The organism is uncultured Eudoraea sp. (assembly GCF_947260015.1).
In the GTDB taxonomy this organism is placed as follows: domain Bacteria; phylum Bacteroidota; class Bacteroidia; order Flavobacteriales; family Flavobacteriaceae; genus Eudoraea.
In genome coordinates this window covers 1-13,571 of record NZ_CAMYOM010000010.1, presented here as the reverse complement: position 1 = coordinate 13,571, position 13,571 = coordinate 1, and the positions used below count along the sequence as shown (strand labels likewise).

General features: G+C 39.5%; 16 protein-coding genes and 1 pseudogene. 13 read left to right on the top strand and 4 right to left on the bottom strand.

Annotated features, from left to right (window positions below; all coding sequences use genetic code 11):
- Nucleotides 1-23: 23 nt before the first annotated feature.
- Nucleotides 24-665 carry a hypothetical protein gene (locus tag Q0X66_RS06565; RefSeq protein WP_297704483.1) on the bottom strand — a complete coding sequence of 214 codons (642 nt, stop codon included), beginning with the start codon at nt 663-665 and terminating at the stop codon, nt 24-26.
- 166 nt (nt 666-831) lie between these two features.
- On the opposite strand from Q0X66_RS06565, the gene Q0X66_RS06560 reads away from it, so the two are divergent.
- From Q0X66_RS06560 to Q0X66_RS06505, 13 genes are all read left to right on the top strand, one after another.
- Complete coding sequence (locus Q0X66_RS06560; RefSeq protein WP_366938678.1) at nt 832-1,095, top strand: S1 RNA-binding domain-containing protein; 264 nt, start codon at nt 832-834, stop codon at nt 1,093-1,095.
- A gap of 300 nt (nt 1,096-1,395) precedes the next feature.
- Nucleotides 1,396-2,514 (top strand): NAD-dependent epimerase/dehydratase family protein, encoded by a 1,119-nt coding sequence (locus Q0X66_RS06555; RefSeq protein WP_297704481.1) that lies wholly within the window; start codon nt 1,396-1,398, stop codon nt 2,512-2,514.
- 133 nt (nt 2,515-2,647) lie between these two features.
- On the top strand, nt 2,648-3,037 hold the full coding sequence (locus Q0X66_RS06550; protein WP_297704479.1) for an SRPBCC domain-containing protein: 390 nt from the start codon (nt 2,648-2,650) through the stop codon (nt 3,035-3,037).
- A 55-nt stretch (nt 3,038-3,092) separates the two neighbouring features.
- Nucleotides 3,093-3,464 (top strand): VOC family protein, encoded by a 372-nt coding sequence (locus Q0X66_RS06545; protein WP_297704477.1) that lies wholly within the window; start codon nt 3,093-3,095, stop codon nt 3,462-3,464.
- A 105-nt stretch (nt 3,465-3,569) separates the two neighbouring features.
- On the top strand, nt 3,570-4,622 hold the full coding sequence (locus Q0X66_RS06540) for a proline iminopeptidase-family hydrolase (protein WP_297704475.1): 1,053 nt from the start codon (nt 3,570-3,572) through the stop codon (nt 4,620-4,622).
- A 215-nt stretch (nt 4,623-4,837) separates the two neighbouring features.
- Nucleotides 4,838-5,356: a GNAT family N-acetyltransferase gene (locus Q0X66_RS06535; protein WP_297704473.1), complete on the top strand. Its 519-nt coding sequence runs from the start codon at nt 4,838-4,840 to the stop codon at nt 5,354-5,356.
- A 76-nt stretch (nt 5,357-5,432) separates the two neighbouring features.
- Nucleotides 5,433-5,771 carry a hypothetical protein gene (locus tag Q0X66_RS06530; RefSeq protein WP_297704471.1) on the top strand — a complete coding sequence of 113 codons (339 nt, stop codon included), beginning with the start codon at nt 5,433-5,435 and terminating at the stop codon, nt 5,769-5,771.
- A 128-nt stretch (nt 5,772-5,899) separates the two neighbouring features.
- Complete coding sequence (locus tag Q0X66_RS06525; RefSeq protein WP_297704469.1) at nt 5,900-6,604, top strand: alpha/beta fold hydrolase; 705 nt, start codon at nt 5,900-5,902, stop codon at nt 6,602-6,604.
- A gap of 18 nt (nt 6,605-6,622) precedes the next feature.
- On the top strand, nt 6,623-7,582 hold the full coding sequence (locus Q0X66_RS06520; RefSeq protein ID WP_297704467.1) for a hypothetical protein: 960 nt from the start codon (nt 6,623-6,625) through the stop codon (nt 7,580-7,582).
- A 52-nt stretch (nt 7,583-7,634) separates the two neighbouring features.
- On the top strand, nt 7,635-8,486 hold the full coding sequence (locus Q0X66_RS06515) for a carboxylate-amine ligase (protein WP_366938677.1): 852 nt from the start codon (nt 7,635-7,637) through the stop codon (nt 8,484-8,486).
- On the top strand, nt 8,452-8,634 hold the full coding sequence (locus Q0X66_RS15915) for a hypothetical protein (protein ID WP_366938676.1): 183 nt from the start codon (nt 8,452-8,454) through the stop codon (nt 8,632-8,634). Before Q0X66_RS06515 ends, Q0X66_RS15915 begins: the two co-directional genes overlap by 35 nt.
- Before the next feature lie 13 nt (nt 8,635-8,647).
- Complete coding sequence (locus Q0X66_RS06510; protein ID WP_297704465.1) at nt 8,648-9,466, top strand: GMP synthase; 819 nt, start codon at nt 8,648-8,650, stop codon at nt 9,464-9,466.
- A 6-nt stretch (nt 9,467-9,472) separates the two neighbouring features.
- Complete coding sequence (locus Q0X66_RS06505) at nt 9,473-10,669, top strand: hypothetical protein (RefSeq protein ID WP_297704463.1); 1,197 nt, start codon at nt 9,473-9,475, stop codon at nt 10,667-10,669.
- A gap of 4 nt (nt 10,670-10,673) precedes the next feature.
- Here Q0X66_RS06505 and Q0X66_RS06500 read toward each other — a convergent pair whose 3' ends face one another.
- The 3 genes and pseudogenes from Q0X66_RS06500 to Q0X66_RS06490 all read right to left on the bottom strand — a co-directional run.
- Nucleotides 10,674-11,876 (bottom strand): ATPase, encoded by a 1,203-nt coding sequence (locus tag Q0X66_RS06500; RefSeq protein WP_297704461.1) that lies wholly within the window; start codon nt 11,874-11,876, stop codon nt 10,674-10,676.
- Nucleotides 11,877-11,881: 5 nt separating this feature from the next.
- Nucleotides 11,882-13,288: a M17 family metallopeptidase gene (locus Q0X66_RS06495; protein ID WP_297704459.1), complete on the bottom strand. Its 1,407-nt coding sequence runs from the start codon at nt 13,286-13,288 to the stop codon at nt 11,882-11,884.
- 3 nt (nt 13,289-13,291) lie between these two features.
- A pseudogene (locus Q0X66_RS06490) lies at nt 13,292-13,571 on the bottom strand (carbohydrate esterase); the annotation flags it as partial.

The following is a 13,571-nucleotide window of genomic DNA, read 5'->3' as shown; positions in this document are numbered from 1 at the left end:
TGGTCCAGTTCTTTTTTCTGTACTTAATCTTTTGGCGGTAAATCTTCCAGGTCAAATATTTCCATGTACGCCCAGGTTTCCTCCGGATCCATAAAGGTGGCAGTGACAGTTATTCCAAATCGATCCTTGTGAAAAAATTGTAGTTCGGTTTTATCTGACTGTTTATGATAGGTCTGTTGGGCACTAATGCCATTAACATTGACTCGTTTCACTTGCTTATATTCATCTTCCGATTCAAAGTTCATACTATTCAGCATTACCATGGAAGAAAACATATCGGCTCCGGATCCTGCTCCATCCATAACTTCAAGTACGAGTGTTTTATTCTTGGTATTGACTACATCTCTCATATCGTCCGTATTTAGGTATTCGGGCTCATCAGTGGCATTGTACCTGCCGGTTATAGCAACCATACCGGTGCCGCCATCGCCAACTGAAAATCTGACCCTTTTTAGTTCTCCCAATGCCTCGGGCAGCCATGCCTTAAGTTGTTCATTGGTCATGGGTTTCAATGCCTTAAGACGCGCCATATCTTTCTGCATATTCTGGACATTCTCCATCATTGCCGCTGCGTTTAGAGGATCTATTTGATCTGGGGTCTGTGCAAGTACATGCAATCCAATTAACAAACTGATCGCAACTATCCAAAGTTTTAAATTTTTCATATGTTCCTGTTTTAAATTATTCTATACTCATACGTTCCATCCATCCTCTTCAAATTTTTCAATATTCTTCGGGTTCCAATCGTCTGGATTCCTGGTGACTGATTCTTAAATATAAACAATAATATTTTGAATATCAACTAATTAGTAAAGGCAAAAGCGGTAATCAATTTTTAACTGCAATCAAAATAAAACATCACTAACCGACCTTTATGTAGGTCAATTACTTCCGGACATAATCAACAACATTACAATATTTGGTTGTTTTGTCGATTTTACTATCAAAGAAAGTGGACTGATTCATATTTCTAATATATCAGAAATTATCGTAAAATATGTGAAGGAATATGTAAGTCCAGACCAACAGACAATTGTAAAAGTCCTGGACATTGATGTTCCCAGAAAAAGCTTTCAATTGACATTGCATAATTAGGTTTTTTTCTGGTTTTGTATTAGGAAATACCGCCGGTGTTGGTTTAAACGCAGGACTAGCAAAATTTAGCAGTATTGGTCGTGGTAACAAAAAGAGTGAAAGTGAAATCCGGCATTTGACAATGTCATTTCCATGGTTAATTATAGAATTCACGAACACCTTTCTTTCGAAAGACAACAATCATTGATCTCTGGAATTTTTGTAACTTAACAAAACTGGTCTTCGTACTGTTATTTTTTTTCAAGTTTATTTATAAATGGCTCCATGGGCCAATTGGTTGAGATAATTCTATGAAATAATATGAAAAGAAGAATTTTTTTAAAGGCATTAACTGCGGCAGGGTTAGTGGCAGGTACTTACGAGCTTTCATCATGCACAAGCAAAAGAAAGAAATTAAAGATTCTAATTCTGGGAGGAACTAGTTTTTTAGGGCCACATCAAATTGCTTATGCCCTTGGCAGAGGACATTCAATTACAACTTTTACAAGAGGGAAAACCAAACCATCTATTTATAAAAATCTTTTCAAGGATGTTGAGCAACTTATTGGTGATAGAAACGATAATTTGACCGCATTGTACAATCGTAAATGGGATGTTGTAATTGATAATTCTGGCCACAATGCTGAATGGACTAAAAATTCTGCAGCACTATTAAAGGAAAATTGTGAACTATATCTATATACTTCTTCAACTGGCGTTTACTATCCTTATTTAAACAGTGATTACAAAGAAGATTCGAAAGTCATACTTTCTGAACCAGAGGGAATTGATGAGGAACAAAAAATGGAATATGGATATGGAACAATGAAAGCGAATTCTGAAATTGAAGCTATTAACCAATTCGGAATAAATAGAACAATTGTCGTAAGACCAACTTATATGATTGGACCTGCCGACAAATCGAATAGATTCATATACTGGCCAATTAGATTGAGCAAAGGTGGAGAAACAATGGTGCCTGGAAAAGCAAATGATATGGTTCAATATATAGACGTAAGAGATGCAGCTGAATGGATGATTCGATTAATAGAAGATAAAAAAGGAGGAACATATAACGCTGTTGGTCCTAAAGAATCACAAAACATATATTCATTTGTCGAGGAAGCAAAAAATGCATTTGACATAAAGACATCACTTGTCAAGATTGATGATTATGATTTTTTGAAAGAGAATAAAGTAAATCACATTGTCCCATGGATCATGCCAATAGAAAATAATAAAGGGTCAGCAAAAATCAATAATCATAAAGCAAAAGAAAATGGTCTTTCATTTAGACCTTTAGTTGAAACCATAAAAGATACTTATGATTGGTGGAATTCTGATGCAGTGAGTCAAAAACAAAGAGATAAGGTTGAATTAAATCCAAAATCAATTTTGGCCAGAGAAAAATCAATTATTGAAAAATGGAAATCACTGTAACTAACAAAGTAAAAAACGATCGTAGCCTATTTAGGCTAATTAATAAGAAAATAAAATATCTAACTTTTATCGCTTTGATTTTATTAAATTTTGGTTGTAAAAACAATCTTCAAAATTCAGAATCAAATTAATCATGAAAGAATCATTTGAGTTAAGACATAACTTTAAGGCAAAACCATCTGAAATTTATGATGCATGGCTGGATAGTATTCAGCATTCTGAGATGACCGGAGGTCCGGCAAAATGCAGCAATATAATTGGGGGTAAGTTTACTGCCTGGGACGGTTATATTGAAGGGAAAAATATTGAGCTAAAGCCGAATAAAGAAATTATACAAAGCTGGCGAACATCAGAGTTTGGTGACAACGATAAAGATTCTAAGTTAATAATCCAATTGAAAGAATCAGAAAACGGGACGGAGCTTATTTTAAATCACAGTAACATCCCCGAAGGGCAGACGCAATATAAAAAAGGTTGGCTTGAGCACTACTTTATACCCATGGAAAATTATTTTAAAACTTAAAGAAAGCCCACAGGAAAAATAGAATCTAATACAGTTAGCATAAAAAGGAAACAATATGAAATTAGGAGCATTTTCTATCAGTCTTAGTGTTAAGGACATTAATGTGTCAAAAGAATTTTATGAAAATTTAGGCTTTAAAGTTTTCGCAGGCGAAATCGCAAAAAATTATCTGATAATGAAAAACGAAAATTCACTTATTGGACTATTTCAAGGGATGTTTGAAAACAATATTTTGACTTTTAACCCTGGATGGGACACGGAAGCCAATAAACTTAAAAAATTTGATGACGTAAGAGAAATTCAGAGGGAATTAAAAGAAAAAGGAACCAAGCTGGAAAGTGAAGCAGATGAAAGTACAAGCGGACCCGCAAGTTTTGTTATACTTGACCCGGATGGAAATTCTATTCTTATCGATCAACACGTATAGAAAATTAATTGCATAATGAATAACAAAGTATTGCAAACAGCTAAGTTCCTCGTATACTTCAAAAGTGAAATTCAATAATTTATAATTAACCTAAACCTAAAATCCATGAGAAAGTTAGTCTTAATTCTTTCCGTATTTCTAATCCTCCAAAGCTGTACAAATAAACAGGAAACACAAAAGACAAGTGTTCAAACAAGTAGTTATTTAGATTATTCTGATCGTGATGATAAATTAAGTGGAGGGGTAAAAATGATTCCGGTTCAAACCTCAGCAGGAGAATTTAAAGTTTGGACAAAAAGGATTGGAAACAACCCTGACATGAAGGTATTGTTACTACACGGCGGGCCAGGTTTTACCCATGAATATCTGGAAGTTTTTGATTCTTACTTCCCCAACGCTGAAATAGAATATTACTACTATGATCAGCTCGAATCTTTTTACAGTGACACGCCTAGTGATAGTACCTTATGGAGTGTTGACCGGTATGTGGACGAGGTGGAACAGGTTAGAAAGGCACTTGGTTTAAATTCAGATAATTTTTACCTCTATGGAAGTTCTTGGGGAGGCATCTTATGCATGGAATACGCGCTAAAATACCAGGAAAATCTAAAAGGCCTTATTATATCGAACATGATGGCATCTATCCAGGATTATGTTACCTATGCCAATGATGTTCTTGGCCCCCAATTACCCCCGGATGTATTAGAAGAAATAAGGGTGCTGGAATCAAAAGGTGATTATAGCAACCCACGATATTCTGAGTTAATTTATAACAACTATTATCCGGAACATGTATTGCGAATGCCATTGGAAGAATGGCCTAACCCTGTAAACAGGGCATTTGCCCACGTAAATATGGATTTCTATGTAACTATGCAAGGCCCAAGTGAATTTGGCGTGGTGGGTGATGCAAAATTGAAGAATTGGAATGTAAAATCAGAACTTTCAAAAATTACAGTTCCGACCTTAGCTATTGGGGGGGCTTATGACACCATGGATCCAAAACACATGGAATGGATAGCTTCAGAAGTTCAGAACGGCCGCTATTTGCATTGTCCAAATGGTAGCCATTTAGCTATGTATGATGATGCGGAAATTTATTTTAAAGGCCTGATAGAATTTATTGAGAATGTTGATATGGCTAAAGCGAAGCAGTAGCTAAATATGATAAAAGCACTAAAAATGAAATAAACTAATCTGGTACTGGGCCATATGGAATGGTGGTTGTATTAGATGCTTTAGCGGTGAATTGAGGTGGGGGTGGATTGCATTGTATAAGTATGCATCAACTCAGGTTGACAGGAAATTAATAGTTGAATTCGATGAGGTTGTCCTACAAAACTAGCATTCATGGAAATCATCAGAATAACGAAATGCAAAGTATTGAAATTAGATTGGCCAATACTACAGATGCTGAATATATCACCTTATTAGGCAGAGTAACTTTTCCACAGACATTTGGATATTACTTTAGAGATAAAAACGATCTGTTGGCGTATTATAACCGGACTTTTTCTGTAGCAAAAATTAGAAGTGGATTTGAAAACCCCAATAATCTTTTTTGGCTTGCCCTGGTAGATGATCTGCCCGTAGGTTATGCAAAATTAAATTCCCCAACAAGATTCAGTTCTTCCGAAAACATTTGTCAAATGCAAAAAATATATGTTTTACAGGATTTTCTGTCTATGAAAATTGGTTTGGAATTACAAAACAGCTTACTAAATACGGCAAGGGAAAAGGGGTTTGATAAAATTTGGCTTTCTGTTCCTAAAAGTAATGAGCGGGCAATAAATTTTTACGGAAGGAGTGGTTTTGAAAAGATTGGAGACCACGATTTTCAAATTGGAAAAGAACACTTTAAATTTGTTGCAATGCTAAAAGGTTTGAAATAATAATACAATGGATGATATTGGCAGGAACTTTCCGGAGGATTTACCCTTGCAATACACTATTTTATTTGGATAAGTCATGGATCATACCAACAAACTTTTTGTCATAAAACTGACACATACGTTGATCTGGATGTTCTTTGTAGCTGTGATTTTCTATGTGGTATACTCCGGAATAACCGGTGCTATTAACACCTATACCTGGCTTGGGATAGTGCTTGTAATAGGTGAAGGAATAGTTCTTTTGCTATTCAGAATGTTTTGTCCTTTGACCGTTTTAGCAAGGAAATATTCGGATTCTCAAAAAGACAACTTCGATATTTTTCTTCCTAATTGGTTAGCGAAGAATAACAAATTAATTTTTACGACTATCTTTCTAATCGGACTGGTATTGGTAATAATACGAACATTATTTTGAAACTTTGCAATCTGAAGAGAAACAGACTAATGCGGTGTGTATCAGCGGCTTTTTACTTATAAATATGCATGATTTAACGGAAAAAAAGTATCTTGGCATTTCAGACGTTTTTTAATTAAATCAAACTATTGAAAGAAGAGTATTCCAAATGGTATTCCCCTGCTTTAAGCAGGGAAATTGAAATGCTGGTTTTTGGCCACGCAGGCTATCCTGTTATCCTTTTTCCTACCACTTCGGGACGTTATTACGAGTGTAAGGATTTTGGGCTGATAGAATCTGCACGATGGTTTTTGGAACAGGGACTCGTTCAAATTTATTGTCCGGACAGTATCAACGAACTCAGTTGGTATAATAAGGGTATTCATCCGGCGGAGCGTGTTAAAAACCATATTTGGTATGATAAGTTTGTCCTGGAAGAGCTTGTGAACGCCATCTGCCATCAGAAAGGCATTCCTAAAGTTGCAGTGGCAGGGCCTAGTTTCGGAGGGTATCAGGCAGCGAACTTCGCTTTTAAACATCCTGAGAAAGTTAGCCATATGTTCAGTATGAGCGGTTCCTTCGATATCAAATCATTTATGGACGGATATTATGACGACAATGTGTTTTTCAATAATCCGGTAGATTACCTTCCCGGATCTAACCATCCGGACCTCTGGAATATGAAGATCGTACTTGGTGTTGGCGAGTGGGATATCTGCCTGGATGCAAACAAGCAGTTAGCACGTATCCTTGGTGAAAAGAACATCCCGTTTTGGTGGGATGAGCGTAAGTGGGCAGAGCACGACTGGCCTATCTGGAAACAGATGTTCCCGGAATACCTTTCAAAATTATAAGTATCTAAAATCAGCATTATGAAAAAAATAGGAATCTTATTCGGTCAGGAAAACTCCTTTCCACAGGCGTTTATCCAAAGGGTAAATGAAAAAGGGATTAAGGGTATCACAGCCGAGGCGGTGAGTATAGATATGGTAGAGCAGGCCGCACCGACGGATTATGCCGTCATTATAGATAGGATTTCCCAGGATGTTCCCTTTTACAGAACTTATCTCAAGAATGCAGCTATTACAGGCACTGCGGTAATAAATAACCCTTTTTGGTGGAGTGCCGATGAGAAGTTTTTTAACAATGCCCTGGCTGTAAATGTAGGGGTTCCGGTTCCGAAAACGGTTGTGTTACCGTCTTCGTTTCGCCCGGATGATACGGATGAAGATTCCTTTCGTAATCTAAAATTTCCCTTGAACTGGGATAAAATGTTTGAAACTATCGGCTTTCCCGCCTATATGAAACCACATTCCGGCGGTGGCTGGAAGAGTGTTTACCGTGTGAATGACCCTGAAGACCTCTGGGCAAAACATGCCGAAACAGGTCAGTTAGTCATGATGCTTCAGGAAGAAATCCAATTCAAAGAATATTTCCGTTGTTATGTATTGGGTACAGACAATGTGCATATCATGCAGTATGAACCACGGAATCCGCATCATTTGCGTTATGTTATTAACGGACCTGAGGTAGATCCGGCAATTCTGGATACCGTCAAAAAATATTGTATCCGGCTTTGCAAAGCCCTGGGGTACGATTTCAATACAGTAGAATTTGCTGTCCGGGATGGCATTCCATACGCTATCGATTTTTGTAACCCGGCGCCCGATGCGGATATCCATTCAGTTGGCCAGGACAATTTCGACTGGATTGTGGAGAACGCCGCAAATATGGCCATTGAAAGGGCGCAAGCCTATAAAAAAGGGAAGATGAATCTTACCTGGGGTACTTTTGTACAAGACCAGATCACCGGAAAGAAAACCCCTCTTTAGTAGGAGGCCGTTGTGAATTTTTAAAAGATGAATAAGAAATACCCAAGCGGAAATGGAATTTACATTAGGGATTGAAGAAGAATATCAGGTAATTGATCCGGAAAGCAGGGAATTAATTTCCCACGATCAGCAGATTGTTTTGGAGGCTGAAAAACAACTAAGCGAGCAGGTAAAGGCAGAAATGCATCAGGCAGTGGTTGAAGTGGGGACCAATATTTGCAGAGATATTAAGGAAGCCCATGCTGAGCTGACACATCTGAGACGATCCATATCCGAGATCGCCAACGGACTGGGCTTTAAAATTGGTGCTGCAGGCACCCATCCTTTTTCCGAGTGGGAAAAACAGCACATTACACCCAATCCAAGATATGATGAGATTATAATGGAATTGCAGGATACAGCAAGGTCTAACCTCATCTTTGGTCTCCATGTACATGTCGGTATCGCAGATAAGGCATTGGCACTCCATCTTACTAATTCTATGCGTTATTTTTTACCGCACTTATATGCCCTTTCCACCAATTCCCCTTTTTGGGAAGGCAGGAATACGGGCTTCAAATCATATAGGTCTAAGGTTTTCGACAAATTTCCAAGAACGGGAATTCCAGGGGCCTTTAATAGTTTAAGTGAGTATGAGAGCTATGTGAATTTATTGGTAAAAACGAAATGTATTGACAACCCCAAGAAGATCTGGTGGGATATCAGAATACACCCTTTTTTCCCTACCCTGGAGGTTAGAATCTGTGACGTGCCTTTGACCATAGAGGAGACTATAACCATTACGGCTGTAATACAGGCACTGGTGGCCAAATTGCATAAACTAAAGTCGCAAAACCTTAATTTTATACTGTATCACAGAGCGCTTATCAATGAAAACAAAATTCATAGACGACGTAGTAGATGACCTTGGATCGCGGAAAGAAGTTGAAAATGTAAGGGAAATGATGAAACGGGGGACCGGTGCAGATAGGCAATTAGCCGTTTATGAAGAGACCAAAGATCTCATAAAGGTAGTAGACTATATAACAGAACAAACTTTACTGGGAACTTAAACAAATGCGTAAAATGGAGAAATCCAAGGGGAAAATAGCAGTTTTGGACATGAATGCAAATGTCCCCAATCAGGGACTGGGCCTTATTGTCGAGATTGTAAAATCTTTTAAGAACCTTAGTACCTTCAAAGTTTTTGATGTTCGTGGTAAGAATGAGCTGCCGGACACTTCTTTTGATATTTATATTTCAAGTGGCGGCCCCGGAAGTCCATTGGAAGAAGGTCCTTGGCGGGAGCCTTATCTGAAATTGGTTCAAAACATTTGGGACTTTAACAAGGCCTCAGCGCATCAGAAGAAGTACTTTTTCTTTATCTGTTATTCTTTTCAGCTGGTTTGTGATTATTTTGAGCTAGGGACTATTAAAATTAGGAAAAGGACGTCCTTCGGAATCCTTCCCGTTCACAAGACCAAGGCAGGAGTAAAAGATCCTTTACTGGAAGGGCTTGACGATCCTTTTTATGCTGTTGATTCCCGCGACTGGCAATTGATCCAACCCAGGTTGAAAGTCTTCAAAGAACATGGAGCGACCATCCTTAGCCTCGAAAAAATACGTACCCATGTGGAACTTGAACGTGCCATCATGGCTGTTCGCTTTTCAGAAGAATTTGTGGGCACACAATTCCATCCGGAGGCAGAACCTGTGGGGATGAAAATCCATTTTTCTCAGGAAAAGAACAAACAAATTGTGATTAAAAATTTTGGTGAACAGAAATACGATGATATGATGGAACACATGGATGATCCCGATAAGATCATGAAAACCCATGCAGTGATTCTTCCAAAATTCATTGCAAACGCATTGGAACAGGTTTCCCGGCAACTAATCTATTAGATCTCCATGATAAAAGAATATCGAAAAGCGTACATTGAAGAATTCACTCAAGAAAAGTACCAGGCTTTAATGGATGACCTGAAACAGCGTTTCGGAACGGTGCCTGGTTTCAAGGTTGCGGAAACCCCGATCTTTATTCCACATAAGTTGCGTCAGCGTCTATTCGACGCTACAGCAGACATTATGAAGGTAATAAACCGGCCGGATTTTAAGGAATTGACTCAGGGTGCCTTTTATAATGATGAAATTATTGTTCCCAACGAGGATGATCACCCAAAATTTATTCAAATGGATTTCGGCATCTGCCTGGATGAGCAGGGTGAACTCACCCCTAAACTGATAGAACTACAGGGATTTCCCTCTCTTTTTTATTACCAGGAAGCATTGGCAAGGACTTACAGGCGACATTTTGATATTCCCGAAGGATTTTCTATCCACCCCAACAGCATTACCCATGCGGAATTCCTGGAACTCCTGCGTTCAGAAATTGTTGGAGATACAGATCCAAAACAAGTGGTAATACTGGAAGTAGAGCCCGAAAAGCAAGCCACCGCTATAGACTTTAAGGCTACGGAAATCAGGCTTGGGGTGAAGACCCTGTGTCTCACAAAACTAAAAAAGCGTGGTAAAACCCTTTTCTACCTCGATGAAGATGGTATAGAAGTGAAAATAGAAAAGATTTACAACCGGGTAATTTTTGATGAACTCTACCAGCGCCCGGAGCTTAAAAGAGAATTTCATTTTGTGGATGAGGTGGATGTAGAGTGGATTGGCCATCCGAACTGGTTCTTCCGGATAAGTAAGTATTTAATGCCCTTTTTAAAAGGCGATTATGTTCCAAAATCGTACCTGCTCGATAAGTTGGAATCACTGCCCTCAGACCTTCAAAATTATGTCCTGAAACCCCTGTATTCCTTTGCCGGAACAGGTGTTCAAATTAATGTGACCAAAGAAATCATTGATGCCCTGCCCAATAAGGCAAATTATATGCTTCAGGAGAAAGTCGCCTATCACCCCGTTGTAGACACCTTGGATGTTCCTGCTAAATGTGAGATACGAATTATGTTGATTCGAAGCAGCAAAACCAATTCAATGCAGATTATTAGTAATTTGGTGCGTTTAAGTAAGGGTGAAATGGTTGGAGTAAGACACAATAAGGACAAGATTTGGGTAGGCAGCAGTGCCGGCTTCTTTGAGATTTAAACCTTCAATCATGAAGTTTATCCGGAGCGGGGGAACTGGCATGAAAATCGTGAGTTATCCGCTGTGTATAAGCGTCCAGTAACTCCAGTACACGTTCACTGGTATCAGCTACTACGATAAGGCCAATGTGCCAGGGTTTATTCATTCGCCATACAATTTCAGGATCATTAAATCCGGAGGTGTCTGGATGTTCAAAGCGACTTAATGATACCACAATCCCCGCAGTTTTATTGAACATCTTTGGCAATTTATAGACCGTTTTCTTAAGGGTTGCCGTTTCTATCCTGGCCCATTCTTTCCACAAATTTACACCGGAAGCAAATTCTACCATTTCAGCCAGATTGGCCCCGCCAACCCTGGAGGAGGTTTCAAGAAAGAAAAGTGCCCCTGTTTCTTTAGACTCGATGAACTCTGTGTGGGAGGCTCCATACTTCAGTCCAAAAGCTTTCATCACCTGGGCGTTCATCTTTGTCAGGCCTTTTTCCGGTTCAGATCCTATTTCACAATTCACGGATCGGAAAACTCCACCACCATGGGCAACATCAAAAGGCGTATCCAGATATTTACTCACTCTGGAAAAAATGACCTCACCATCCATTTGGAGTCCATCTACATGGTATACATTCCCCGGCGCAAATTTTTCTACCAGGTAATTGTCTCTTTCATCACCAAGTGCATGGACTTTTTCCCATAGATCGTTATTATTGTGTAATTTCTTTATCCCGGCTGCCGAGGCCTCAGAACGAGGTTTTAACAACCATGGTGGATTCACAGAACTTACAAAGTTATTTATATCCGAATCATTAAAAAGCCCTGTGAATTGGGGCACGTTAATCCCTTCATCCCTTGCCTTAAATCGCATGGCCAGTTTATCGCGGAAATGACGTGCAGTTGTACTGCCCATACCGGGCATCCGGAAGTGTTCCCGCAATGCTGCTACCCGCTCTACATCAAAGTCGTCCAGAGCCACAAAACGATCGAACCTGATAGACCGAAACTTATATGCAATCCCTTTTCGTACATCTGAATCATTCCATTGCTCCACATAAAATACATCGTCTATAAACTCCCAGGGCCAATCTTCCTTGTCCAGCTTTTTTAAGGTTAACAAGTAAACATTGTTTCCTTCAGTTTTACAACTTTTCAGGAAATCTGTCCCTTTAAAAAAGGTGGAGATGCAGAGAAAATTTAGTGTTGGTCCGGGCATTATTTCTAAATTAAAGTTTTAATATACTCCAAAATGAGTTGAACACCAAAGCCCGTGCTGCTTTTCATTTTGGCATAGTGTGAGTCCCCAAAAGCCACCCCGGCTATATCGAGGTGCATCCAGTGTTTATGATCATCTGTAAACGCCTGCAGAAACTTGGCGGCCGTAATGGCTCCGGCAATAGGCTTCCCGCTGAAATTTCGAAGGTCTGCTATATCTGACTGCAGATCAGTTTCAAACTCTTCATAAAGGGGTAATTGCCATACACGTTCGTTTATACGGTTTCCAATATCCGACATGCTAGTCGCCATTTCAGTGTCGTTAGTAAACATCCCTGCAGCAGAATAAGCCAAGGTACGTACGACGCTTCCGGTAAGGGTAGCCAGATCTATGACCTGGTGCGGTTGAAATTGCTTAATTATGTAACTCAGGCCATCTGCCAGCACCAGGCGCCCTTCCGCATCAGTGTCAATAATCTCTATACTCTTTTTTGAATATGAGTTTATGACATCTCCTGGTCTGTAGCTTTTTGAATCAACGGCATTCTCTGCTGAAGCTACTACCCCCACTATATTGATATTCAGACCCATCCTGGCTACAAGTTCTACGACACCAAGGACCACTGCGGCACCTCCCATATCACTTTTCATATAGTGCAGGTTTTGGGATGGTTTTATAGATAATCCGCCGGTATCAAAAGTAATCCCTTTCCCAACCAGGCCGATATCGATCCCCGCACCAGGTTTAGCAATATATTCGGTGACTATCACCACCGGAGGGTTTTCACTTCCACGGCCCACTGCAAGAACGGCATCGAAACCTTGTTCTTTCAGTTCACTTTTCCCAAGCAGCGTACATTTATACTGGTTCTGCCCTGCGGATTCTTTAGCCCAACTACCAAGATATTCGGGTGTTTTATGATTCGCCGGGGCATCTATAAGAGACTTGATTCGGTTAATAGTAGTTCCGATAAGGGCCGCTTCATTAATAACTCTGGTAATGTCCCCGTTGCCCGTAACCTGAATTTCCGTTTCTGTGGCGGCTTTTTGTTCCGTTTTGAAACTTCCGATCTGGTAAGTTCCCATTTCAAGGCCTATAACAGCTTTTTGCAGTTCTTCTTCATTCAAAGCTGCAGCTTGTAACTGCATGTCAGCCTTCCAGTACTTTTTAGTATCAAAACATAACTTCTGGAAAGCCTTATCGATCTTTACCGCATCCTTTTCCTCACCAATCCCCAGGGCGTAAATCCTGTTTCCACCCTTCCCGTAAAAAGTCTGAAAGGTGGCGTGTTCGCCTTCAAAGTCGGGGGTAACATTAGCTGTAAACTTCTTCAGCAGATCTAGTTGATTTTTTCGGCACGGCAGAATAAGATCTTTTTCGGGATCAAGCTGCTCAATAGGTATGTATTTCATATGTTACGATTCAAAAAAAAGCCATTTCACGGCCAGTGGAAATTCTTCTCTCCAGTATACCTCCGCATGATTACCATCTTCATTTACTGAAAAATGAAAATCAAAGGCATGCCCATCTACCATTTTCTTTCGGATGATGGCCTCCAGTTTTTGTACATTGGGTAAATGTTCTTTACTTTCTTTTCCTCCTGCGTATAGATAAATCTTAGTTTTTTCGAGAGGCTCAAATGATCTGGTATGATCAAAGATCATTTTGGATATCCAGAGGCTGGGTGAAAAGATC

Coding starts and splice junctions, on each gene's coding strand:
- Q0X66_RS06565 (WP_297704483.1), bottom strand. CDS start 665: ATGAAAAATTTAAAACTTTGGATAGTTGCGATCAGTTTGTTAATTGGA.
- Q0X66_RS06555 (WP_297704481.1), top strand. CDS start 1,396: ATGAAAAGAAGAATTTTTTTAAAGGCATTAACTGCGGCAGGGTTAGTG.
- Q0X66_RS06540 (WP_297704475.1), top strand. CDS start 3,570: ATGAGAAAGTTAGTCTTAATTCTTTCCGTATTTCTAATCCTCCAAAGC.
- Q0X66_RS06515 (WP_366938677.1), top strand. CDS start 7,635: ATGGAATTTACATTAGGGATTGAAGAAGAATATCAGGTAATTGATCCG.
- Q0X66_RS06510 (WP_297704465.1), top strand. CDS start 8,648: ATGGAGAAATCCAAGGGGAAAATAGCAGTTTTGGACATGAATGCAAAT.
- Q0X66_RS06495 (WP_297704459.1), bottom strand. CDS start 13,288: ATGAAATACATACCTATTGAGCAGCTTGATCCCGAAAAAGATCTTATT.
- Q0X66_RS06505 (WP_297704463.1), top strand. CDS start 9,473: ATGATAAAAGAATATCGAAAAGCGTACATTGAAGAATTCACTCAAGAA.
- Q0X66_RS06545 (WP_297704477.1), top strand. CDS start 3,093: ATGAAATTAGGAGCATTTTCTATCAGTCTTAGTGTTAAGGACATTAAT.
- Q0X66_RS15915 (WP_366938676.1), top strand. CDS start 8,452: ATGAAAACAAAATTCATAGACGACGTAGTAGATGACCTTGGATCGCGG.
- Q0X66_RS06530 (WP_297704471.1), top strand. CDS start 5,433: ATGGATCATACCAACAAACTTTTTGTCATAAAACTGACACATACGTTG.
- Q0X66_RS06550 (WP_297704479.1), top strand. CDS start 2,648: ATGAAAGAATCATTTGAGTTAAGACATAACTTTAAGGCAAAACCATCT.
- Q0X66_RS06535 (WP_297704473.1), top strand. CDS start 4,838: ATGCAAAGTATTGAAATTAGATTGGCCAATACTACAGATGCTGAATAT.
- Q0X66_RS06520 (WP_297704467.1), top strand. CDS start 6,623: ATGAAAAAAATAGGAATCTTATTCGGTCAGGAAAACTCCTTTCCACAG.
- Q0X66_RS06500 (WP_297704461.1), bottom strand. CDS start 11,876: ATGCCCGGACCAACACTAAATTTTCTCTGCATCTCCACCTTTTTTAAA.